Source organism: Patescibacteria group bacterium (assembly GCA_041661625.1).
Lineage (GTDB): Bacteria > Patescibacteriota > Patescibacteriia > JAHIZJ01 > JAHIZJ01 > JBAZUB01.
In genome coordinates, this window is record JBAZUB010000001.1 from 60345 (window position 1) to 81658 (window position 21314).

At 46.9% G+C, this 21314-nt stretch carries 31 protein-coding genes; 19 read left to right on the forward strand and 12 right to left on the reverse strand.

What is annotated here, in order from left to right; genetic code table 11:
• Positions 1-41: 41 nt before the first annotated feature.
• From WC734_00290 to WC734_00325, 8 genes are all read left to right on the forward strand, one after another.
• On the forward strand, positions 42-1274 hold the full coding sequence (locus WC734_00290; protein ID MFA6197580.1) for a glycosyltransferase: 1233 nt from the start codon (positions 42-44) through the stop codon (positions 1272-1274).
• Positions 1252-3285 carry a putative glycoside hydrolase gene (locus WC734_00295; protein ID MFA6197581.1) on the forward strand — a complete coding sequence of 678 codons (2034 nt, stop codon included), beginning with the start codon at positions 1252-1254 and terminating at the stop codon, positions 3283-3285. The genes WC734_00290 and WC734_00295 overlap by 23 nt, the downstream gene beginning before the upstream one ends.
• 9 nt (positions 3286-3294) lie before the next feature.
• Positions 3295-4764: a hypothetical protein gene (locus WC734_00300; GenBank protein ID MFA6197582.1), complete on the forward strand. Its 1470-nt coding sequence runs from the start codon at positions 3295-3297 to the stop codon at positions 4762-4764.
• A gap of 97 nt (positions 4765-4861) precedes the next feature.
• Positions 4862-5983: a glycosyltransferase family 4 protein gene (locus WC734_00305; GenBank protein MFA6197583.1), complete on the forward strand. Its 1122-nt coding sequence runs from the start codon at positions 4862-4864 to the stop codon at positions 5981-5983.
• 49 nt (positions 5984-6032) lie between these two features.
• Entirely contained in the window at positions 6033-7289 is a 1257-nt protein-coding gene (locus WC734_00310; protein MFA6197584.1) for a serine hydrolase, read from the forward strand.
• Between the two features lie 19 nt (positions 7290-7308).
• Positions 7309-8271, forward strand: coding sequence for a S49 family peptidase (locus WC734_00315; protein MFA6197585.1), 963 nt, complete (start codon positions 7309-7311; stop codon positions 8269-8271).
• Positions 8272-8295: 24 nt separating this feature from the next.
• Positions 8296-8466, forward strand: a complete 171-nt coding sequence (locus WC734_00320) for a hypothetical protein (GenBank protein MFA6197586.1) — start codon at positions 8296-8298, stop codon at positions 8464-8466.
• Positions 8467-8534: 68 nt separating this feature from the next.
• Entirely contained in the window at positions 8535-9071 is a 537-nt protein-coding gene (locus WC734_00325; protein MFA6197587.1) for a hypothetical protein, read from the forward strand.
• Positions 9072-9133: 62 nt separating this feature from the next.
• Here WC734_00325 and WC734_00330 read toward each other — a convergent pair whose 3' ends face one another.
• Entirely contained in the window at positions 9134-9346 is a 213-nt protein-coding gene (locus WC734_00330) for a hypothetical protein (protein MFA6197588.1), read from the reverse strand.
• Positions 9347-9433: 87 nt separating this feature from the next.
• Positions 9434-9652 carry a hypothetical protein gene (locus WC734_00335; GenBank protein ID MFA6197589.1) on the reverse strand — a complete coding sequence of 73 codons (219 nt, stop codon included), beginning with the start codon at positions 9650-9652 and terminating at the stop codon, positions 9434-9436.
• 191 nt (positions 9653-9843) lie between these two features.
• On the opposite strand from WC734_00335, the gene WC734_00340 reads away from it, so the two are divergent.
• Entirely contained in the window at positions 9844-10032 is a 189-nt protein-coding gene (locus tag WC734_00340; GenBank protein MFA6197590.1) for a hypothetical protein, read from the forward strand.
• 242 nt (positions 10033-10274) lie between these two features.
• On the opposite strand, the gene WC734_00345 is transcribed toward WC734_00340, so the two are convergent.
• Positions 10275-10418, reverse strand: coding sequence for a hypothetical protein (locus WC734_00345; GenBank protein MFA6197591.1), 144 nt, complete (start codon positions 10416-10418; stop codon positions 10275-10277).
• Between the two features lie 174 nt (positions 10419-10592).
• The gene (locus tag WC734_00350) at positions 10593-10886 is read right to left on the reverse strand and encodes a hypothetical protein (GenBank protein ID MFA6197592.1); all 294 of its coding nucleotides are present in this window, start codon (positions 10884-10886) and stop codon (positions 10593-10595) included.
• 238 nt (positions 10887-11124) lie between these two features.
• Between WC734_00350 and WC734_00355 the strand changes: the two genes are divergently transcribed.
• The 4 genes from WC734_00355 (at position 11125) to WC734_00370 (ending at position 12938) form a co-directional block, all read left to right on the forward strand.
• Positions 11125-11382: a GIY-YIG nuclease family protein gene (locus WC734_00355; GenBank protein MFA6197593.1), complete on the forward strand. Its 258-nt coding sequence runs from the start codon at positions 11125-11127 to the stop codon at positions 11380-11382.
• 49 nt (positions 11383-11431) lie between these two features.
• The gene (locus tag WC734_00360; protein ID MFA6197594.1) at positions 11432-11785 is read left to right on the forward strand and encodes a nucleotide pyrophosphohydrolase; all 354 of its coding nucleotides are present in this window, start codon (positions 11432-11434) and stop codon (positions 11783-11785) included.
• A gap of 266 nt (positions 11786-12051) precedes the next feature.
• Positions 12052-12750, forward strand: a complete 699-nt coding sequence (locus WC734_00365; protein ID MFA6197595.1) for a zeta toxin family protein — start codon at positions 12052-12054, stop codon at positions 12748-12750.
• Entirely contained in the window at positions 12747-12938 is a 192-nt protein-coding gene (locus tag WC734_00370; GenBank protein ID MFA6197596.1) for a hypothetical protein, read from the forward strand. The genes WC734_00365 and WC734_00370 overlap by 4 nt, the downstream gene beginning before the upstream one ends.
• Positions 12939-13159: 221 nt before the next feature.
• On the opposite strand, the gene WC734_00375 is transcribed toward WC734_00370, so the two are convergent.
• From WC734_00375 to WC734_00410, 8 genes are all read right to left on the reverse strand, one after another.
• Positions 13160-13642 (reverse strand): hypothetical protein, encoded by a 483-nt coding sequence (locus tag WC734_00375; protein ID MFA6197597.1) that lies wholly within the window; start codon positions 13640-13642, stop codon positions 13160-13162.
• A gap of 19 nt (positions 13643-13661) precedes the next feature.
• Positions 13662-14786: a hypothetical protein gene (locus WC734_00380; GenBank protein ID MFA6197598.1), complete on the reverse strand. Its 1125-nt coding sequence runs from the start codon at positions 14784-14786 to the stop codon at positions 13662-13664.
• Positions 14783-15130 (reverse strand): nucleotide pyrophosphohydrolase, encoded by a 348-nt coding sequence (locus WC734_00385; GenBank protein ID MFA6197599.1) that lies wholly within the window; start codon positions 15128-15130, stop codon positions 14783-14785. The genes WC734_00380 and WC734_00385 overlap by 4 nt, the downstream gene beginning before the upstream one ends.
• 47 nt (positions 15131-15177) lie before the next feature.
• Entirely contained in the window at positions 15178-15795 is a 618-nt protein-coding gene (locus WC734_00390) for a hypothetical protein (protein MFA6197600.1), read from the reverse strand.
• Positions 15776-16738, reverse strand: coding sequence for a hypothetical protein (locus tag WC734_00395; GenBank protein MFA6197601.1), 963 nt, complete (start codon positions 16736-16738; stop codon positions 15776-15778). Before WC734_00395 ends, WC734_00390 begins: the two co-directional genes overlap by 20 nt.
• 254 nt (positions 16739-16992) lie before the next feature.
• On the reverse strand, positions 16993-18357 hold the full coding sequence (locus WC734_00400) for a permease prefix domain 1-containing protein (GenBank protein MFA6197602.1): 1365 nt from the start codon (positions 18355-18357) through the stop codon (positions 16993-16995).
• A gap of 25 nt (positions 18358-18382) precedes the next feature.
• Positions 18383-18766, reverse strand: a complete 384-nt coding sequence (locus tag WC734_00405) for a helix-turn-helix transcriptional regulator (protein ID MFA6197603.1) — start codon at positions 18764-18766, stop codon at positions 18383-18385.
• A 97-nt stretch (positions 18767-18863) separates the two neighbouring features.
• Positions 18864-19115, reverse strand: coding sequence for a hypothetical protein (locus WC734_00410; GenBank protein ID MFA6197604.1), 252 nt, complete (start codon positions 19113-19115; stop codon positions 18864-18866).
• A gap of 55 nt (positions 19116-19170) precedes the next feature.
• On the opposite strand from WC734_00410, the gene WC734_00415 reads away from it, so the two are divergent.
• From WC734_00415 to WC734_00440, 6 genes are all read left to right on the forward strand, one after another.
• Positions 19171-19572: a hypothetical protein gene (locus WC734_00415; protein MFA6197605.1), complete on the forward strand. Its 402-nt coding sequence runs from the start codon at positions 19171-19173 to the stop codon at positions 19570-19572.
• Positions 19573-19737: 165 nt separating this feature from the next.
• Complete coding sequence (locus WC734_00420; GenBank protein ID MFA6197606.1) at positions 19738-19983, forward strand: GIY-YIG nuclease family protein; 246 nt, start codon at positions 19738-19740, stop codon at positions 19981-19983.
• Between the two features lies 1 nt (position 19984).
• Positions 19985-20353 carry a hypothetical protein gene (locus WC734_00425; protein MFA6197607.1) on the forward strand — a complete coding sequence of 123 codons (369 nt, stop codon included), beginning with the start codon at positions 19985-19987 and terminating at the stop codon, positions 20351-20353.
• Positions 20354-20365: 12 nt separating this feature from the next.
• The gene (locus tag WC734_00430) at positions 20366-20533 is read left to right on the forward strand and encodes a hypothetical protein (protein ID MFA6197608.1); all 168 of its coding nucleotides are present in this window, start codon (positions 20366-20368) and stop codon (positions 20531-20533) included.
• A gap of 75 nt (positions 20534-20608) precedes the next feature.
• Positions 20609-20866: an excisionase family DNA-binding protein gene (locus WC734_00435; protein MFA6197609.1), complete on the forward strand. Its 258-nt coding sequence runs from the start codon at positions 20609-20611 to the stop codon at positions 20864-20866.
• Positions 20859-21287 (forward strand): type II toxin-antitoxin system death-on-curing family toxin, encoded by a 429-nt coding sequence (locus WC734_00440; protein MFA6197610.1) that lies wholly within the window; start codon positions 20859-20861, stop codon positions 21285-21287. The genes WC734_00435 and WC734_00440 overlap by 8 nt, the downstream gene beginning before the upstream one ends.
• The last annotated feature ends 27 nt before the right edge of the window (positions 21288-21314 follow it).

A 21314-nucleotide genomic window follows, 5' to 3' on the forward strand; every position in this document is an offset into this window, starting at 1 on the left:
TATACTATACTACGCCATTACCCCATGGATAGGATACTTTCATGAAAATACTGCTAGTAAACAAATTCTATTATCCCCAAGGCGGTGCCGAAAAGCACGTGTTTGATTTGAAGGCGCTGCTGGAGAGTCGTGGCCACAAGGTGGTTATGTTTGCGGTACGTGACCCGCGCAACATGCCCAGCCCCGAACAAAAATACTTCGTGTCGCCAGTTGATTTTAGCCGGGTTCGTTTCGGTTGGCAGGGTCTACGCGTGGCGGCTCGGATGCTATATTCCCGCGCAGCCAACCGGCAATTAGAACGGCTGATTCGGGATGAACGGCCGGATATTGCCCACCTGCATAATGTCTATCATCAATTACCGCCATCGATATTATCCGTACTAAAGAAACATCATATACCGACGGTCATGACACTCCATGACTATAAATTGATTTCGCCAAATTACGCGCTCTACGACCACGGTGCCGTTTGCGAACGGTCCATCCGCGGCGCTTATTATCGGACGATCACTCACCGGTGCGTCAAGAATTCGTATCTGGCATCAACCTTGGCCGCTGTAACTATGTATATTCACCGTTGGCGGAAATATTATCAGATTGTGGATTGCTACATCTCACCCAGTCGATTTTTGATCGGCAAAGTCAAACAATCAGGCTTGCCGGTGCGTCGGTTAGAATGCTTACCGAATTTTATTGCGGCCAACGAGGCGCCTGCCGCCGAACCGGGTGACTATTTTATCGCGGCTGGGAGAATATCGGAGGAAAAGGGTTATGACACAACACTGGCCGCCGTGCGCGGCACCGACCTGTCTTTGAAGATTGTCGGTGACGGGCCCGCTCTAGCCGGTTTGAAAGAGTTTGTCGCGCGTAACCAAATGAACAATGTAGAGTTTACGGGAAGGTTGGGCGGGGCGGCACTGCGGATGGCGATTCGCCAGGCCCGGGCGGTACTCGTGCCGTCGATCTGGTATGAAAACTGTCCGCTGGCGGTGTTGGAAGCATATCGGGAAGGGCGAGCCGTAATTGGTTCACGCATCGGCGGTATTCCGGAATTGATCGTAGATGGCCGCACCGGCCTGCTAGTTTCGCCAGGCTCAGCGACGGAGCTCCGTCAGGCCATGTCCAGATTATGGCGAGAACCTAAGTTGGCCAACCAGCTGGGTCAGCAGGCTTACGAACAGGTGCAATCATATAACCCGGAACGGTATTACGATTCGTTGATGAAAATATATCAAAGTATATTATCGCCACATGCGTTATCGAATCCTAACTAGTATAATTATCGCTGGATTGTGGTTGACCATGGGTGGTTGGCATCGGGCTGAAGCGCGCACTATTGCCAATGATTACCCCCGGCTGGCTAATGTGTATCTGACACCGACGATCAGTCTCAGTGAGGCGCGCAGCCTGGCACGCTGGGATACGTTAATTTTAGGATTGGAAGTGCAGTATACCAGCCCGGACAGCTTGAAACTAATCCGCCAATTGAACCCCGATATTATCATCTTGGCTTACGTCCTGTCGGAAGAAATTCCTGATAGCCAATTCTATATCACCGATCCGAACCACCCCCACTACCAACTTGTCCACAATCTACCGAACGGCTGGTGGCTGCGTGACGCGCAGGGCGGGCGGGTATCATTTTGGCCCGGTTCCCACATGGTCAATGTTACCCCGGCAGCCCCGGTTCGCGATGGGGAACATTGGTATGAGTATCTGGCTCGGTTCATGCATGAAAAGGTATTGGCCACCGGTTATTGGGACGGCATTTTCTATGATAACGCCTTCAAAGACATATCCTGGATCAATAATGGCAACCTGGACATAAACAATGACGGACAAGCTGAATCGGCGAGCCAGCTGGATCAGTCGTGGCGCGACGGTATGAGCGAGCTGCTGCGTCAATCACGACGGTGGGAGGGTGGCAATACTCTGATCATCGGTAACGGGGCGGAAGCATATTTACCGCTAGTCAACGGGCGTTTGATCGAAGAGTTTCCATCCGCCTATGACCATTATTGGCCCGGCGCGATGCAAAAGTACGCTGATGCTGCCGATCAATCTACGCTGCCGACACTGGTTATTATTAATAGCCGGACCACGACCGGTACGGCGTCTGATTATCGGCAGATGCGTTTCAATCTGTGCAGTACGCTACTGCGCAACGGATTTGCCAGTTTCGATTACGGCTCGTTGCGCCACGCCGACTTGTGGTGGTACGATGAATACGATACATATTTGGGTCAACCCCAAGGCGCGGCCAAAAATTTGCTGCATCCGGCCAAGTCTGGTTACGAAGCCAGTGTCTGGCGTCGTGAATTTACTAATGCCGTGGTGCTGGTCAACTCGACCGCCCAAGCGCGCAAGGTAGAATTAGGCGGCGGGTTCGAGCGACTCAATGGTTTGCAGGATCGGTCAGTCAATAATGGCGCGATTACTACCTCAGTTTGGATCCAGCCTAATGATGGTATAATTTTGCTAAAGAAACAAATCAACGTCCACGACGGTGAATATATTAATGGCGCGCTGGGCTTGGCGTTTGACGAACAAGGCCGGCAGCAGCGCCAGGGTTTTTTCACAACCAACAGTAACTTTGCCGGCGGTACCAAAGTGATCACCCGGGATATTAACACCGATGGCAATCTCGAGACGATCGTAGGTTGGAATAATAAGGTTCAAATATATAACAGCGGTGGATTTCTAATGCGGGAAATATACCCTTACGGTAAAGCATACCATCTGGGTGTTAATATAGCCGTCGGCGATCTGGACGGTGATGGCACAGCGGAAATTATCACCGGCACGGGCCGTGGAGCCGGTCCGCAAGTCAGGATATACACGTCCGGCGGCCGATTGCTTAATCCCGGCTTCTTTGCCTATGATCCGAAGTTTCGTGGCGGCGTCAACGTGGCCATCGGTGATTTGAACGGCGATGGACGGTCGGAAATTATTGCCGGATCCGGTTTTGGCGGCGGACCCCAAGTAAGAATATTTAATCCCCAAGGAAAGGCGATTGGCGGATTCTTTGCCTATGATAAAAAGTTTCGCGGTGGTGTGACGGTGGCGGCGGGTGATATCAACGCCGATGGCCGCGCTGAAATAGTGACCGCGCCGGGGCCGGGTGGCGGACCCCAAGTTAGAATATTTAACGGCCAGGGTAAAGCACTGACACCAGGTTTTTACGCCTACGCTAAGACGTTTCGGACTGGCATCTCGGTGACCATCGCTGATGTCAATAATGACGGAGTGGCGGACATCCTGGTGTCCGCGCCAACCATCTATTAAATTGCTATCATGAACGATTCGATTTATCATCCCGATAATCATGGCGATGAAAAAGCCACACCAAACGGCCAGTCTTCGAAAACACAAAAGATCGGCCGACATATAATTCGATTATTATTACCGCCGGTGGCGCACGTCCGGCATCGGCATTATGCCCATCGTCATCCGGCGCATCTTTGGTTAGATACGCTCCTGGCGCTGGTGATATTCGCTTTAGCGGGTTGGAATATATTTCACATTACCAGCCGCGAAACACTACCGGCTCCGAAGCTTGATGTAACCATAACGGCCGATCGAACGATTGATCAAATTGGCCCGTATCAGATTACGGCGGTAATAAGAAACGACAGCGATACGGCGGTAACGGGCGTGGCTTGGCAGCAGTACCATCCGGTTATTGGCGGCGATACCGAACAGTCGCAAACGGATGTTCAGCCGATTTGGACTATCGGCCAATTAACGCCCGGTCAGGAAGCGCGCCGGACTTATGACCTGATTGTTATGGGGTCAATTGCCAACCGAGGCACGATAAATGGCTTGTTAAGCTTTTATAGCGGTAATCAAAATTTCACTCAGACCGGCAAGCTATCATATGCAATAAGTCGGCCGGCCCTGAATGTTTCAATCAGCGGCGCTGACACCGTCCAAAGCGGCGTGGCTTACAATATCCGGGCCGAGATTGAAAATATTAGCGGCCAATCAATTGCCAAACCGATACTTGCGGTCACGTTACCAGTTGGGACAAAGTTGATATCAGCTCAACCGGATGTTGAGTCAGATGGTCTAACCTGGGAGTGGTCGGAACTACCATCCGGGTCAAAACAATCAGTCACGCTGACGGTAACGTCCGATCGCTTAGTATCAAGCGAACTGCTGGCCAGCGCCCAAGCTTATGCCGGACAAGCAGCTAAGCGACTTATCCAGAGTGAAGGTAAGTTCAATTGGCGGGTCGTGCCGCCGCCGACTATCGAAACAGTAATCAGCCATCCCGCGGAAACCAAGCCCAGCGTGACACTGGTGGCCGAGGCCCGATATTACGGTACGACTGGCGTTCAGCTGGGCTATGGTCCGATACCGCCCAAAGTTGGCCAGCTTACCGGCTATCGGATATTTTGGCTGATAAGCAATACCGGGCCAACGGTAAATGGCATCCGCCTAACGGCCGTCTTACCAAATGAAGTAAGTTGGATAGGAAATGCCGCCAACAGCATCGGTCAGTCTGTACGATATGATTCGACGCGCCGGGAAGTCAGCTGGACCCTCGATGAGTTTCCCAGCGACGCGCAAATGGCCACGGCTAGTTTTGAGATTATGGTCACACCCGCCAGTCTTTGGGCGGGACGGGTCATGCCGCTCTTGAATGTCACGACTTTGACGGGCAAATATCGTTCTGGAATGCCTGTAAAAGTTACAGTATCGGGCCTGACCACCGACCTAATCGGCGATCAGGATCCAGCACATGGCAGGGTAAGTAAATAGTCATCAAACAGAGACAGGCGAGTACCGCCATAAGGGGCTTGACATAAATGATCGAGCTATGTTAAGCTATTCCATTCTAAATTCAACAGCCAGATATATGAAAATCGCTATGATCGGCCAAAAAGGAATGCCAGCTATCTACGGCGGCGTTGAACGTCACGTCGAAGAGCTGTCTTTGGAGTTGGTCAAACGCGGTCACGATGTCACAGTCTATACGCGGCGATACTACACGGCTGCCAGTCGGAAGAACTATCGAGGCATAAAACTAGTCAGTTTGCCCACCCTGCATACCAAGCATTTTGACGCGATTACCCACACTTTCTTATCCACCTGGCACGCCATGTGGCACGGCTATGACGTAATCCATTACCACAGCGTCGGTCCGTCACTGCTATCGTTCCTACCGCGACTGTTTAGTCCGAGGACTAAAGTAATAGCGACTTTTCATAGTATGGATCGGCTACACCAAAAATGGGGGATATTCGCTCGAACCATGTTACGGCTGGGGGAAATAGCGTCACTATATTTCCCGCATCAAACGATAGTTGTATCGCGACAGCTGCGGGATTATTGCCGCCGTACTTATGGCCGGCAGACCACATATATACCCAATGGTGTTTCACACGAATTCACTCGTCCGGTCGCGGCGGACATCATCAAACGAAAATATGGTTTGCGAAAAGGCGGCTATATCCTGACAGTGTCGCGGATCATCCCGCCGAAGGGTTTGCACCACCTGATCTCGGCTTATCGACAATTGAATACGGACAAACGTCTGGTGATCGTGGGCGGATCCGTCCACACCGATCGGTATCTGCAGCAGCTGCACGATCAGGCCAAACAAGATCGGCGCATCCTGTTTACCGGTTTCCAGAACGGTCGCATACTGGCCGAGCTGTACTCTAATGCCTACCTTTATGTTCTGCCATCGGAGATCGAGGGCATGCCGTTGTCATTGCTCGAGGCAGCCGGTTTTGGACGGTGCACCGTGGTGAGCAATATCCCGGCTAATGTGGCCGTGCTGCGTTCACACGGACACGATTTTGGCATCATGTTCCGCAACAAGAATTCGAAGGACCTGGCTCGCAAATTAGATATGTTGCTGGAACGGCCGGCCTTGACGCGTTCGCTGGGTCAGTTAGCGCGAGAACTGGTGCGAGCCAAGTTCAATTGGCGTCATATTGCTACCGACACGGAACGAATCTACTCCGCGGTTTAAATAAGCGGTCCAACTTGTCAGTACCGGTCAAACACGGTATAATTTTGGCATGAAAATAAACCCAAATAGACTGTTAATTATATTTGTAGGATTAGGGATATTCGGGTGGGTCGGTGCGAATCCGGCCGGTGCCGCCGTAATTAACGAGCGGACTTTTCGGTTGAACGAAGACACGGTCCGCCGGGGCTACACCGTTGCCGATGTCCGGGGTAATTTAAAATTGGGCATCATCGGCGGGGCTTTTCAATCCGCGCAAGTCGTTCGTATTGCCCAGATTGATAACACCGACGTACCTATCCCGCCAGACAAGAGGGTGATTGCGGGACCGTATCAAGTCGTGGTACCGGGCATGATTTCGGGAGATACCGTCAAACCCCTGACGCTACGGATCAAGTATGATTCAGCCAGCGGCTCAAAAACCGTGCTGGTATATTATAATCTGGAAAATAATAAATGGCAGCCGCTGAAAGCAAAATTTGTCAACGGCTACGCCACGGCTTCGGTGACTAAATTAAACGGCGTGTTCGCCATCTGGACTACGGCCGTCAAAGCCCCAGTCATTACCACGCCGGCGCCCAAAGTACAATCGGTAGCCGCGCTGGTGATGAACAATTTAACCGGTCAAGTACTCTATCAGAAGAATGCCGACCAAGAACGTCCCATGGCCAGCCTGACCAAGATGATGACCGCGCTGGTTTTTCTCGATCACAATCCCGGGTTCAATAAAGTTATTGCAATGGACAAATCAGACAACGCTATCGGCGCCAAATTGTACATTAACGCGGGTGAAACATTAACCGTCAAAGACATCTTTTACACCATGCTGGTCGGCTCAGCCAATAACTGCGCCAAAGCATTGGCCCGCTCAACCGGGTTATCACGCGAACAATTCGTGGCGGAGATGAATAAAAAGGCCAAAGAATTCGGCCTCACGCATACCAAGTTTACCGATCCAAGCGGTCTCGACACCGGCAATGTGACCACCGCTCAGGATTATATGAAATTGACCGATCAAGCATTGAAGCAAGCCGAAGTTAGAAAAGCGACTACGACCAAGGCCTACGTGTTTAAAACAATCAGCACTAAACGCACCCATACGATCAAAAACACCAATCTGCTTACAAATTCCGCATTGACGCTGATCAGCGGCAAGACCGGGTATTTGGATGAAGCCGGATTTTGTCTGATGACTCGAGCCAAGAACAAAACCGGAACGGAAGTAACTGCGGTCGTTCTCGGTTCGGTTTCGCGCACCCAGAGCACAAAAGAAGTTGAGAAGCTGCTCCGTTGGGGTCTCGGCGGATAAATAATAACCTTTGTGGCATATGGCCAAAATTAAGCCAAACAAAAAAACGAACACCCCGCCCATCATAGTACCAAAACCGCCCTATGGCGCGATGGCTGATATTTGCTGCGTTCCGAAACAGAAAACCAACATCATCCGCATATTATTAATTATCGCGATCGTATTTGTTATTGTGAATCTGCTGGTGTTCGATGTGGCAATGATATATTCCCAGTGGTACACCACGGACGATGCTCAAATAACTTCTGATGTAACGGCTGACGCCAACGATGAAACCTGCGGCGGCAATGTTGCCGGCATTGAATTGCACGGCGAGTTGGTTACATACCTACCGGCCAACAACACTGATGAATACGGTTCACCACTGGCTGATCAATCGGCTTCTGAAGATATCGTAGCCGCAATCAAAAGCGCCGATAAAGACGCAGAAGTAAAAGCCATCGTGCTTGAGATTGATTCGACTGGCGGTTCGCCGGTGGCCGGAGAGGAAATCGCCAGCGCTTTAAAGAACACTCAAAAACCAACCATCGCATTGATTCGCAATTATGGCGATTCAGCGGCGTATTGGGCGGCGACCGGCGCTCAAACTATTTTCGCGTCGGCCAATTCTGACGTGGGCGCCATCGGCGTGACCATGTCATATCTTGATTATTCGAAGCAAAACCAAAACAACGGCATAACTTACCAGCAGTTAAGTTCCGGAAAGCTAAAAGACGCCGGCGATCCCGATAAAACATTGACCGAAGAAGAACGGAAATATTTCGAACGGGATGTGGCCATTATGGGCGACAATTTTATCAGCGACGTTTCGCGCAACCGGCATATTCCGATTGAAGAAGTGAAAAAACTGGCCGACGGATCGAGCATGCTGGGAAAAATGGGATTGGATAATAAATTAATCGATCGGATCGGCGGCATGCCCGAAGTGGAAGCTTTTATTTCCGACCTAGCCGGAATTAAGCCCGATCTCTGCTGGTATTAGAAACTTGAAAGGAGGTGACACGCGGTGGTAGATTTATTTAATGACGACAACGAGCCGGACGCGCTCGAGGTTGACGATGATCTGGGAGACGATGGCACCGAGCCGGTGAGTCCTGAGCCGGATGAGCCAGACGTGGATAGCGACGATGATCTGGATGAGGACGACGACGTTGTCGAAGAAGACGAGACAATGTAATAATAATGGCGTATTTTATTAACATTACACAAACTATCAATTATTATAGTTACATAATAAATATGAAAATGAAAAAACTTTACGTATGGGTAGTCGGTCTAATGCTGGGTATTTCAGTGCTGTTGGTGGGACAAGCCCTGGCCAATACCGGTGACACGGTAAGCGTCGTGAACAATGTCACGGCCAATCTTAATGCCAATACCAATCGGACGGTAAACCTAAACAACAACACCAACGTTAACGCTAACACCAACAGTGCCGGCCTGGTTGTTAATAATTCCAACAGTAATACCAACTCCGCGGCCGTAAATACTAATACCAACACGGGTTTGGTCGTAATCGCCAATTCCAATACCAATAGCACCGTCCCGAACGCCAATACCAACCTCAATGCCAACATTAATACAAACACCAATCGGGTAGTTACCAACAACGCCCGAGTCAATACCAATAAGGCCAGCACTGTCGCCACCAGTACCACCACCGAGGACGAGGGGCTGGATAGCATTCTGATGATAATCATTGCCAGCATCGTGCTAATCCTGATTCTGATTCTATTCGCCATCCTCAGCAACCGCCGGAACATGTCCAAGCCGACCGTTTAACAACAAGCTCAAAAACGGCCCGAGATAATTCATGGCCGTTTTTGCTTATATAATATAGTTATTTACGTGGCCGACATTTCCATCAAAGAGTCCAGTTTGGAATCAATTTCATCGAACCGGCGGCCGTATTTCTCATCTCTAATTGCATTCTCCTCCTTAACGTACATAATTACTTCTCGTATTTCCTGATGGAAAGCACTAATAAGACCATCAAACCGACTATTCATCGTTTGAGTTAGGGCGTTTAAGTCATCTTTTGTAGCAACTTCGGTCATTCCTTAATATCCTGCCATCGTTCATACATTATATCCTGCGCAAAAAGCCCGCTCAATCGGTGGTTTATCAACATCCAACCTACGAAACTATTTTCTCAATCCAGCGGTCATATCCATAATGGCTTCCAGTTTTGTTTCAATTTCATCAAAATGCACCTCCATCTCTTCAAACCGTTCATCGTGTTTCCGCAACCAATGTGTGATCACGCCCTGGCCCTTGTTAAAATGTGCGACAAAATCTCTAAACTGGTCGGTAAATTCAGCCATTATTCCTTCAAGTCGTCCTTCGGTGACATACTTTGGCATACATTAAGTCCTTTTAAAATTCCTGCCGCTGTTAATATATTTTATCCCGCGCAATAAGCCCGGTCAATCGAGAGTTATCTACACCCAACAGGTCGGTGTAAGGTTGCATTGACTCACACCGACGGACGTGGTTAGATTTGAGTGGAACGATGCGGCGCGATGGTACGAGGACGTCATCGGAGGGGGAATCAATGTGGCAATTCGGAGTGGCCGTTCTGTTGGTCCTGCTGTTTCTGTACAATCTGATCGTACAGACGATTTGCATCCTACTGCTGCTGACCCTGTACGGCCTGTACCAACTGATCAAAACACCCGGGCGAATCCTGTCACTGGTACGGCTGTTACTCATTCGGCACCCGCGCGTAATCAGAGTGGCCTGAGCTTTTCACAGCCGGCGACTCTTTTCTTTTTATAATTAATTACAAAATATAAATTTTAGATATATTTTGGTAACTGAAGCCCGCCCTCTCTACCGGGTTGGTTCGCTGGATTGGATTCTTACGACCCTCCCAGTTAAATACAAAAAAAGTCCGCTCTCGACTAGGTGAGTAGCGGGCTTATCATTGAGATATTAGTTATCTATACCCAACGGGTTTATGTCGCCTTGGCAGGGAGCTTGTCTTTAACTGGCCGACATTTCCATAATCGCCACTAGTTTGGAATCAATTTCATCGAACCGACGACTATATATTTCGTCACGAAGTGCGTTTTCTTCCTTGACATAGCTAATAACATCACGAATGTCTTGCCGTAAAGCAGATTCCATCCCCCCAAGCCTGACATTCAGAGTTTTAATAGCTCCTTCAAATTGTATCTTCGTCACATAGTCTGACATGTGGATCCTGTTAATCTCCGCCATCGTCCATACATTTTATCCCGGGTTACGAACACGGTCAGTCGAGAGTTATCTACACCCAACGGGTCATTGGGTGATACAATATTACATCAACAGATCAAGTTTGCTATTTACTTCTTCAAATCGCTGATTATTACGCTCCTCCATAGTATCCAATCGCATATCGATGCCATCAAGCCGCTTTTCTACCGTACCAAGACGACTGTCTACGTTATCAAGTCGATTGTCCACACTTTCGAATCGTTGAATTAGGATACCCTGTCCTTTATTAAAGTGCATCACAAAGTCTCGAAACTGGTCTTGGAAGCCAGCCATAATTCCTTCGAGTTGATTTTTGGTTACATAGTCGGGCATATTCTCTCCGTTAGTCTCCGCCATCGTCCATACATTTTATCCCGCGCGATAAGCCCGGTCAATCGATGATTTATCAACATGCAACGACTGCGGTTCTTCACCCAATGTTTACTTGTAAAAACGTTATATAGAGCGTAATATTGAGACAAATAAATAACGATCAACTATGTCCGACTTCGACGAATTGACCGAGATAATCAACAAGCATAGAGACGCCAGAGAGTGGCCCGCCCGCCTCGCCTGAGCGAGCTAAAGAATAAATATGCAGTATTTCACTTATGTATTATATTTCGAGTCTGACGGAAAGTTTTACATTGGATACACAAGCGACCTTACAAATCGATTAAAAGAACACAAGTCGAGAAATGTTACTGCCACAAAACACAGAGGAAACTTCAAATTGGTATATTATGAATGTTGTGTAGATGGCAAGGATGCTAGAAAAAGAGAAAAATACTTCAAGACAGGTTTTGGTAGGAGATTCCTCAATAATAGGTTAGAAAATTATTTCACAAGCTAGCCACGCATGGCACAAGCAGGCTCGCGATGGCGGGCGAGGAGACATAAATATGCCGAGTGATTTTGAAGAACTAATAGAGATAATCAACAAGCACAGAGACGCTAGAGAGTGGCGTCAGTTTCACAACCCCAAAGACCTAGCCATCTCCCTGTCCCTCGAAGCCGCGGAAGTACTGGAGCATTTTCAATGGAAGAACGAGGCGGAAGTAAAGGAGTTCATCGAGCAGAAAAAAGACCACCTCGGTGAGGAATTAGCCGATGTGTTATATTGGACGCTGACGCTGGCCCACGATGCCGGTATCGATCTGAAGCAAGCCTTTCATCGCAAGATGCTTATCAATGAGCAGAAGTATCCGATCGATAAGGCGAAGGGGAGTCATAAGAAATATACCGAGTTAAATTAAGAATTAACAAATAACAAGTAACAAAGCGGACATCTCGTGTGGGGTCATTATTTGATCTCATTATTTGTTACTAATTCCTTATTTTCCTTACTTCTTTCCTGTTACTTATTCCTTGTTACTTTTTACTTGATTGGTCCGCCCTCTCTACCGGGTTGGTTCGGTTGTTTGGGTCATTACGACTCTCGGCGTTTTTTACTTGCATAATATAGTGGTTATGGAGTAATATAATCTGAAACAGGCATTGGAGATGTGGAATACTCACTCCAATGAACGAATCGGAAACGCTGCAATCCGAATCAGCGAGCGAATGGATAAAGGCGCATCGCGGTGATTTGATTCAAAAGTTTGTCAAAGACTCTGAGCACAAGTCGGACAACCATCCGGTATCGTTTTTTATGGCCGGTTCACCGGGCGCGGGTAAAACTGAAATATCAAAACGGCTGATGGCGCGTTTCGATCAGAAGCCACTGCGAGTTGACGCGGATGAGATCAGAGCGTACTGCCCCGGCTACACGGGTGAGAACGCGCACATTTTTCAAAAAGCCGCCACGAAAGGCGTACATATATTGTATGACTATGCGCTTCATAAGAATATTAATATTATTCTAGACGGTACATTTGCCTATAGCGGTTCGCTGGACAATATTCAGAGATCACTCGACCATAATCGAAAAGTGGAAATATATTTTATCTATCAGGATCCCGCGCAAGCTTGGGGGTTTACGAAGAAAAGGGAGGCGATCGAACATCGAAAAGTTTCCAAAGAGATATTTATTGAAGCGTTTATAAAATCTCAAGCCAATGTGAATCGAGCTAAAGCACAATTCGGTAAGTCTATCGTGCTTAATCTGATTGTAAAGGACTTCGAAAATAACTTGGAACAATACCAAGCCAACATCAATAATATTGACCATTATTTAAAGAAAGTCTACTATAGAGAGGAGCTAAACGCACTAATCATATGATAAATACCATAAAGCGTCTTATTACTAGGAAAGCACCCAAAAAGCGGACCAATGATTTTTCCGAGTTTTTTCATAAAGCTTCATCTGCAGAGAAGAAAAAACTAATATCCAGCGTTGTCCGTGAGGCCAACCAGGATCAGCGCGATTTGGTGGAAAAGTATCATCGATCGCAAACCGCCACTCAATAAACATAGCCAAGTTAAATACAGAGAATCCGCCCAAAAGCGGATTTTCTGATAGGGTTGGTATTGTTGTTGAGGTCTCTATTCGACCTCATTATTTGTTAATTCTTACTTGTTAATTGTTATTTGTCATGAAGCCCGCCCTCTCTACCGGGTTGGTTCGGTTGTTTGGCTCCATGCGACCCTCGCGCACACCCAGAGCCGCTTTTAGTCGTTGTTAATAATTATTACGTATCACACGCGCACCCAGGGGCTTTGTGGCAGGTATAACTTCTTGATATGCAACTATCACCACACGCCTTTCCTTTGGAACACATTTTGCAGCAAGTTTTTGTAGTTTCAACATTTGGCGCCGGAGTGGGTTGGGGAATCGGTTGAGGTGCAATTTTTACTTCGGGGATAGGTGTTGGAGCGGTGGTAGCTTCGTTGACGATTTCTTCGCCCTTAACCACACCTTGGTTGATCACATTGCTGGCGGAATTGGCCGCGTTTTGTACGGTAGGATTATTTTGGACGACGTTCATGACATCAGTGGCGGCATCTGCGGCATTTTGGACGGTGGGGTTGTTTTGGGCATCGTTAACGGCATTTCCAGCGGCATTGATCGCCTGACTGGCCGAATTGTTAATGGTGGATTCCGTTTCTGTGCTGCATCCAGCCAAAAAGACGCTAAATACCAGCGTAGCGGTAAGTAATAAGAACTTTTTCATGGTCGTCCTCGTAAATGTATTATTTTATTTTATCTGCATGTTCTATTAACCATGCCAAATCAAAACCAACACTTTCACCCTTTAGATCTTCATCGAGTTTTCGTACAGCGTCATAAGACAAAAAGCTCACTGTACGATCTAGTTGAAGATAATCGTTCGCAAATGTGGGTCTTTGGAGTTGTTCAAATACGCGCATTTTCTTTTCTCTTTGTGCGACGATAAATAGGGGATAGTTAGAATTTGGAGCGAGGGCGCGAAGATCAGACAGTCGCAGAATGCCTGAATATATTGAGGTTGAATTTTCTATCTCGAAAGCCGATTTAATGGAAAGGCCCAATTTCCAAACGGTATCAATATTCTTAATGTATGTCGGAATATCCAGCGCCTCACGGAATTCTTTCATGACATGTTCGCGGAAGTTATTTCCATCATAACTTTTACCCTGATCATTCGGCGGTACCCAGACATCAAGATGCGCTTTGTGTCCCAAGCGAATAAGCCGCCACTGCATTTCATCGTGTTCTGTCGGAACACGCTCGATTTTCTCATCAATCACCGAGGAAAATACTTTTTCTTTTTCCACTTCTATTTCTTCCGGTTTCTGCCCACTTTGAATTCGTTCGAGAAGTGATATTGGATCACCATAATGAACCAGCAGCTGATTTACTTTTTCCTGATCGATACCCATGAACCCACGCGGGAAGTAGTCCTCGCCATATTGCAAATACTGATTTAACTTATTCATAGGAACATCTACTTCAACTTCATTAATCAAGAAATACATGAGTTCCCAAGTTTTTCCTTCGCTATCTTCGCGCCAGAGGAAACGAGCATAATCCTTGTTATGCACTTTCATCGCGATTTCAGCTACAAGAATAATTTTCTTTGCTCGATAGACAAAAACATAATCACCGGGTTCCATATTCTCCCACAGTCGAGTATTGCTACTTCCCGGTACAGCACCCCAAGTAGCAAACGGGCGATCGTGAAAAACTTCTTTTAACTTTGTTTGCTCATCGACTGTTAAAAACTTGGACGCCTCGTCATGTTCGCGCTTCGTTTTGATTGTATCAAAGTAATGACGATCGGTATCCTGACCACCGGTGGCAACTACGATATAAATTTTGCGATCTTTATCAGTCATAGTTCGGTGTATTTCTTATGGCTACCCTTAGCCTTATCTACCGGATATTTCTTTTCGTTAATCTCCATTTTACGAAGGAACGCTTGCTTAAGGTCAATACCGGCATCGTGGGCGAGGGTGAGTATCCAGTACAGCACATCGGCTAGTTCTTCACCCAGATTCTCTTTTTTCTTTTCCATGAGCTCTTTTACTTCCTCATCGTTCTTCCACTGGAAATGTTCCAATACCTCAGCTGCCTCGAGGACGAGAGACAAGGCTAAATCTTTTGGCTTATGAAACTGGCGCCAATCCCGTGCATCCCGGTGGTTGTTAATAATATCTGTTAATTCGTCGAAGTCAGTCATAGATTTAGAAGTATAATATATTTCGATTATAACCCTATTTGTGATCTTTAATCAATAACATTGAGAGTGCCAATTACTGAGTATTTCACTCTCGATGAGAGTAACAAATGATAAATTGAATTCCAAACTATGCCTGATTGCGAATATTTTTCATATGGGACTGTTACGCACCCTTCACTAAATTTTCCGAAATGTAAAAAGTAACCAAAATTTACTGATTTAGTAGAACGTAATTCAAACCATGTTTCAGCAAACCGAGACCCACCCAGCTCTTCCTGTAAATATAATTTTGGTATTTTATCGTGAGGGTATGTCGGTATTAAAATATGATAGCACCCTAACGGAATGGGTATTTTACCCAAGATGACATTTAAGGATCCAACACCATCAATATTCAATAATTGCTTATGTCGTGACAGTTTTAATTGCGCTGCGTTATTAAAGGTTGCTGTTTTTATTTTTCTACTATCAAAACTGTTAAGTACTTCTGCTTCATTCTGTGAATATTTACCCTCACGTATTAAGAATCTATTTTTTGAACGCGAACGTTCAATATTATCAACTATTGTTTTATAACAAAGTTTAACATCTGTACCGTCAATTAACTTAACATCTATCCAACCCTTATAATACTTATCTAATACATCATCGATGCAGAGAGGCATATCCAAGCAGATTAGGTGCGATAAAAACATATGCTTTCATAACAAGCTCAGCATATTTTTCTTCAGAATTATACGATTTTATAGCATTTGTCACACAATCATCTGCATCCTCATGTAAAGTATGATTGGTGGTATCTATAAAGTATTTATCAATTGCATATATGATTGATTGCTCATCATTTAAAGGCGTGTCGCTATGTACTTGCATTATTCCATATGACCCAGACTTATGTAATTTAGATTTAAATCTTTCAATTCTTCTAAACCAGAGTGGTCTTTGAACATTTTCTACTAAACATACTGCTTTGACTAAGATTGGGTCAGCATTTTTTTCCGCACTGTGCTTTTCAATTAAGTCAAATAGATTTTGAGGGATGCTACGCAATGATCTATGTAGCATTTCCTCATCACTCATCTGCTGGCTCTCAAATGTTTTATAAAGAAATACAGCCGCAAGTGCGGTAATAATTGATGACCAAATGTTGTTAACTAAACCATCGGTTGTGGGCATTATTTTATTTATAAAACCCGCTTTTGACAACATTCCACCAACAATGCCGACTATAGTCAATAAAAATACTGATAAAACATGAAAAGATATCTGTGTTACACGATTTACAAATTTAGCTATTGTTTTTGACCTACGAATTAATTTATATAATGCTAAGCCATTTGTTGTTACGCTATGTATAAAACCAATAGTCAACCCCATGATAACCAACTCTGAAAGGTGAAAAGATTTTGAAAATGCAGATAGAACCATAGTAGAAACAATCAAAACTGGCGCAATGCGGAATAGTATATATCTACGCGGGCTAACACTAATGAAAAAACTTACCTTATCAGCATCTGAAAAATACAACTCTGGCCACTTGCTTTTAAATGCACTATAGAAGAAAAAAATAAGAAGAAGAGAAAAAATTACAGGCCAGACGTAGGACATCATTGCAAATTTAATTAAACAGATATTTAATAGATAATACTATATTGTTCACGCCAAGAGTATACTCCTGAATCCACACAGATACAATAAGGGCATGTGGGTCGCAATAAGCCCTGTATATCAAACCAACCCTGCCGATCCGAACCAGAATTTAGTTACAAATTACAAGTTACAAAAAAGACGGGAATCCTAAAATTCTGATCATAAACTTGTCACTTGTAACTAGAAACTTGTAACTACTCTAAGATTAGCGTCTATTTGAAACGGAAGATGAGCGGGATAAGGGCGACGACGATGAGTGCCCAGGCGGCGAAGATTGGGAGGTAGGACGTCTGCCACCGCAACAGCCGCTCGATCGGTGTGCGCCCGGCCAGGAATCGGCCATACAGCCAGGCCGAGCCGGTCAGATTGATCAGCAGGAGGATATTCAATCCCAGCGCGACCGTCTTATTGGGACTGAAGCCAAATTCCCAGATCCGGCTCACCATCGCTACCAGCGCGATCACGTCGACGATCAGCGCGGAGATGATGAGGATCAGCCGCATGGTGTCGAAGCGTCCCGGTCCGGCATGCAGGTCGCGGGCGGACAGGGCATAGAGCACCAGGCACATCACCAGCACGAGCAGCAGGTTAAAGCCGATCAGCACCTCACGCTCCACGCTGATGGTGCTGCCGGTCCATAGCATCGTGATCATGAAGACGATCAGCAATAGGGTGAAGAGCGGAGTGAAGATCATGGTCAGCACCGGCGCCATATTTTCAATGACGCTCTGCTTCGCTTCCACCAGCCACGCGCCGATGATCACCGCGCCCGCCGCGCCGCAGGGGATGAGCCATTGCGCCACCGCGGTTTCGACATTGGCACCGATCGCTTCAAAGATAAACACCGTCAGACCGGTCAGAATGCCTCCGCCGAGCGCCATCAGGGTATAGTAGATGAACCATTCACCCGAGAAGCGGACGAAGTTAATGCGCTGCTGCGCCTCGCGCCAGCGGTGGCCCAGGTAGGCAATGCCCACCACCAGCCACAATGCGATCGGCAGGTGGATGATTGCCAGGACTTCGGTATGTCCGTTGGCCACGAACGGTTGGAAATTGATTAGTAATGCCGCTACGACGAATGGGAAAGCCAGCCACGGCCAATAAGCGGCCAGCACGCGCCGTTTGTAAGCGAAGAATCCGACCAGCCACGGGAGGATGAAGAGACTGACATTGCGCGCGTAAAACATCATTTCGCTGCTGGAACCGTCGAGTTTCTGGCCAAAAAGTTCCGGCAGTTTCAGGGTCAGGGCCGCCGCGACCGCCAGTATGACCGCCACCATCGTCTCGCGTTTCACGGCCGGGTCGGATTTGGATGGGGCGACTACCAGCTGTTTCCACAGGCGTTCGGAGTACTCATGGGCGAATTCGCGCGAAATGGCATCCAGTTCTCCCATCCGTTTTACGGCCACCAGAAACGCTTCATCGGGGCTTAAGCCCGCCTGGGTCAGTGTTTCGGTCTGGCTGCGCAGATGATCTTCGAGTTCGTCGGCGTCGGCGGCGCTCACCGTCTGGTGCCGGCGCAGATATGATTTCCATTCGCCGATGCGTTGTTCGAGCGAGTCGTTTGATTGGGTCATATTATTTGTGATGAGAAAATATTACTTATTGATTTGACGCGGCCAGGGGCAGATTTTTCCAGATGTCACGCAGGGTCATATCGATTACCTGCCATTGACGGTGCTGGTGATTGAGATGATCCGTACCTGATTTGGTCAGCCGATAATATTTGCGCCGCCGGCCGGTATCAGATTTACCCCAAGATGTTTTGACGAAACCGTGGCGTTCCAGACGATGCAGCAGGGGATAGATCATCCCATCGGTCCAGCGCAGTTTCCCGCGCGACAGCTCGGCCACACGCTTGATGATAGCATAGCCATAGCTCTCTCCCTCGCTCAAAATAGCCAGAACTAGCGGGGTGGCGGAAGCGGCTACGAGGTCTTTTTGGATATTTGAATCATCCGGTTTCATATGTAATATATGATACATTGCAGTACTATGTATGTCAAGGAGTGTTGATTGATTGGGGGTAAAAAGCTCATTTCAGGAGCATTTTATATCACGGGGGGTTGACAATTTCTCGTTTTTAGAATATAGTATCCGATTGCTTATGGGATCGATCGATTATGGCTGGTATGTCTAGAAAAGGAGGCCCCTTTATGTTCCCCAGAGCTCTTTGGTCTTTCGCCTTGGTCCTAACATGCTTGTCCGTGGCGGCCTGCAATTCGTCGACCGCTCCGGCGGTGACGGACAATCCGGACCTGGCGACTCCTGCAGCCGTCGATACCGTGCTCATCGCCTCGTGCGATTCGACGGGTGACTGGATCTGCGGCAGCATCCTTGGTTTCCACGGTTGTGACACCCGGGACTGCGAACAGATACTCCGGGACGGCGTGTTTTCAATGAAGGCCTGGTGCGGTAGCGCCTCCTGCGGGGCTCTGAACACCCGCAACCCTGCGAACTACGCCAACTTCGATTCGGTCTGGGCAACCGGCCAGGTGGAAGTCACTGTCCGGGGAAAAGGTTCGTACGGATGTTTCGGCCGCTACCGGGTAACCAACTCTGATTACTACGGCGGCAACTTCTACTACAAACAAGACTTCGAAACCACCGTGGACACGACCTTTACCCAGCCGATCGCTATCGGACTGTCGCCGAAGCATGAGCCGGACCATGGCCGCTACGGTTCGTTCCATCTCGGCATGTACGTCAGCACCAATGAGAACGACTGCCAGAGCCGGATCGATCTCAAAGTGAAAAATCTCCACGTCTGGGGAATCAGACCGCGGAGCTGAACCGACCTATTTGGGCCGGTTCCTTTATTTAGTCTAAGAGGCGCAATCGGCCATACCACCAGAACAAATCCTGCCGACCCGAGCCTCCCTCCGCATTATCAAAAATATCTTGTAATTATAGGTAGTTGGGGAGTATGATTATATTATACAAAACATCATATTCAAATGTACTCTCTCTATATCCTCCAATGTTCCGACAAAACTATTTACACCGGCATAACAGTAAATGTTGCCAAAAGGGTAGAGGAGCATAACCATTCACCGCGCGGAGCCAAATACACCCGCTCCCGCCGGCCGGTGCAGCTGGTATATATGAAAAAGTTCCGTACTCGTTCAAGAGCACTCAAAGAAGAGCATCGAATCAAACAATTATCGAAGCGAGAAAAGCTAAACCTAATTGGTAAAAACTAGAATGGTAATTAGATCAAAACGCAAACAGAGCAAGAATAATACATCAAGTAACTTAAGTGCTGCTGATTTAAAATTCTTGCAGTCTATGCGAAAGAAAAGCGTTACCGGACAGCTTCCTATGCTGACCGAACAAGTAATGATATTGTCAAATAGAAAAAAAGAGACTGGAACACGAGCAGACAGAAGAAATAAATATACTGGTATTATTGCGATCACTGCCTTGATAGCTACTTTGATACAAGTATGTCTGAATGCTACAAGTACATTTCAACCGCCAATATTGGGCTTCTTCATAGGATTAATAATATTCATTGTTTTACTTGTAATCTTAGATAAGTCATTTGATTATATTGATAAACAAAAGAAGTAATTCTACTCAACCATGCCCTCAAAAATCAACGCCATCTGGCACAAATCTCATCGCATGCCAAAAAAACCATCGCTCGACGATCGGGTAAAATGGCACGTGGCGCATGCTCGGAATTGCCAATGTCGGAAGTTGGAAGGAAAAATGCTCGAGGAGATCAAACGGCGGGGGATAAGAGTTTAATTGGGCGAGTTATTGACACAAAAGTTAACCTATGTTAACACAAGTATATAGTAGCTAGATTAGTTAACATAGATTATGTCTCAAACGCGATATATCTCAACAATCGAAGCGGCTAAGCGGCTGGGCATCAGCAGGATTGCGGTTTTCAAAAAGATAAAGAGTGGCGATATCAAGGCGGATAAAATCGGCCGGAATTATGCTGTGCCGGTGACTGAAATTGAGCGCCTGACTAAACCAAACCTATCAGATGCTGATAAGGCCTTGATTGACCGAGCAGTCAAAAAAACCGTACGCGAATATGGTGAAACGCTTAAATTGTTAGGCAATGCCTAGGAATACGGTTGTGTTAACAATCGAAGAAGTAGAACGTTTGGCGCATCGATTAGCCCAAGAGACTATGGGTTTCAACGAGCCTATACCAGACTTTCAGACTCGGTATCCTGGGAAACTAGAAAGTTGTCTGGCGCAACCTTTTCAACGCTTAGATCGAAAATCACTTCATTCTACTCCTGAACGACGCACGGCCACGTTGTTTTATTTAATGATCAAAAATCATCCTTTTCAGAATGGTAATAAAAGAATCGCGATGACAGGTATGTTGGTGTTACTATACAAACAACACAAATGGCTGCGGGTGGACACAAAGGAACTTTATAATTTCGCCGTTTGGGTAGCCTCAAGTCCACCGAAACTAAAAGATGAAGTCATTTTAGCCATCGTAAAATTTATTCGAACGAATCAAGTGGGGTTGTGATAGTTGAGTGATTATTGCGATATCTAA

Bases quoted from the DNA above. Each gene is read 5' to 3' on its own strand.
- WC734_00290 (MFA6197580.1), top strand. From the start codon at position 42: ATGAAAATACTGCTAGTAAACAAATTCTATTATCCCCAAGGCGGTGCC.
- WC734_00295 (MFA6197581.1), top strand. From the start codon at position 1,252: ATGCGTTATCGAATCCTAACTAGTATAATTATCGCTGGATTGTGGTTG.
- WC734_00300 (MFA6197582.1), top strand. From the start codon at position 3,295: ATGAACGATTCGATTTATCATCCCGATAATCATGGCGATGAAAAAGCC.
- WC734_00305 (MFA6197583.1), top strand. From the start codon at position 4,862: ATGAAAATCGCTATGATCGGCCAAAAAGGAATGCCAGCTATCTACGGC.
- WC734_00310 (MFA6197584.1), top strand. From the start codon at position 6,033: ATGAAAATAAACCCAAATAGACTGTTAATTATATTTGTAGGATTAGGG.
- WC734_00315 (MFA6197585.1), top strand. From the start codon at position 7,309: ATGGCCAAAATTAAGCCAAACAAAAAAACGAACACCCCGCCCATCATA.
- WC734_00325 (MFA6197587.1), top strand. From the start codon at position 8,535: ATGAAAAAACTTTACGTATGGGTAGTCGGTCTAATGCTGGGTATTTCA.
- WC734_00330 (MFA6197588.1), bottom strand. From the start codon at position 9,346: ATGACCGAAGTTGCTACAAAAGATGACTTAAACGCCCTAACTCAAACG.
- WC734_00335 (MFA6197589.1), bottom strand. From the start codon at position 9,652: ATGCCAAAGTATGTCACCGAAGGACGACTTGAAGGAATAATGGCTGAA.
- WC734_00340 (MFA6197590.1), top strand. From the start codon at position 9,844: ATGTGGCAATTCGGAGTGGCCGTTCTGTTGGTCCTGCTGTTTCTGTAC.
- WC734_00345 (MFA6197591.1), bottom strand. From the start codon at position 10,418: ATGGAATCTGCTTTACGGCAAGACATTCGTGATGTTATTAGCTATGTC.
- WC734_00350 (MFA6197592.1), bottom strand. From the start codon at position 10,886: ATGGCGGAGACTAACGGAGAGAATATGCCCGACTATGTAACCAAAAAT.
- WC734_00355 (MFA6197593.1), top strand. From the start codon at position 11,125: ATGCAGTATTTCACTTATGTATTATATTTCGAGTCTGACGGAAAGTTT.
- WC734_00360 (MFA6197594.1), top strand. From the start codon at position 11,432: ATGCCGAGTGATTTTGAAGAACTAATAGAGATAATCAACAAGCACAGA.
- WC734_00365 (MFA6197595.1), top strand. From the start codon at position 12,052: ATGAACGAATCGGAAACGCTGCAATCCGAATCAGCGAGCGAATGGATA.
- WC734_00370 (MFA6197596.1), top strand. From the start codon at position 12,747: ATGATAAATACCATAAAGCGTCTTATTACTAGGAAAGCACCCAAAAAG.
- WC734_00375 (MFA6197597.1), bottom strand. From the start codon at position 13,642: ATGAAAAAGTTCTTATTACTTACCGCTACGCTGGTATTTAGCGTCTTT.
- WC734_00380 (MFA6197598.1), bottom strand. From the start codon at position 14,786: ATGACTGATAAAGATCGCAAAATTTATATCGTAGTTGCCACCGGTGGT.
- WC734_00385 (MFA6197599.1), bottom strand. From the start codon at position 15,130: ATGACTGACTTCGACGAATTAACAGATATTATTAACAACCACCGGGAT.
- WC734_00390 (MFA6197600.1), bottom strand. From the start codon at position 15,795: ATGCCTCTCTGCATCGATGATGTATTAGATAAGTATTATAAGGGTTGG.
- WC734_00395 (MFA6197601.1), bottom strand. From the start codon at position 16,738: ATGTCCTACGTCTGGCCTGTAATTTTTTCTCTTCTTCTTATTTTTTTC.
- WC734_00400 (MFA6197602.1), bottom strand. From the start codon at position 18,357: ATGACCCAATCAAACGACTCGCTCGAACAACGCATCGGCGAATGGAAA.
- WC734_00405 (MFA6197603.1), bottom strand. From the start codon at position 18,766: ATGTATCATATATTACATATGAAACCGGATGATTCAAATATCCAAAAA.
- WC734_00410 (MFA6197604.1), bottom strand. From the start codon at position 19,115: ATGCTGCCGCAGATCCAGTCACCCGTCGAATCGCACGAGGCGATGAGC.
- WC734_00420 (MFA6197606.1), top strand. From the start codon at position 19,738: ATGTACTCTCTCTATATCCTCCAATGTTCCGACAAAACTATTTACACC.
- WC734_00425 (MFA6197607.1), top strand. From the start codon at position 19,985: ATGGTAATTAGATCAAAACGCAAACAGAGCAAGAATAATACATCAAGT.
- WC734_00430 (MFA6197608.1), top strand. From the start codon at position 20,366: ATGCCCTCAAAAATCAACGCCATCTGGCACAAATCTCATCGCATGCCA.
- WC734_00435 (MFA6197609.1), top strand. From the start codon at position 20,609: ATGTCTCAAACGCGATATATCTCAACAATCGAAGCGGCTAAGCGGCTG.
- WC734_00440 (MFA6197610.1), top strand. From the start codon at position 20,859: ATGCCTAGGAATACGGTTGTGTTAACAATCGAAGAAGTAGAACGTTTG.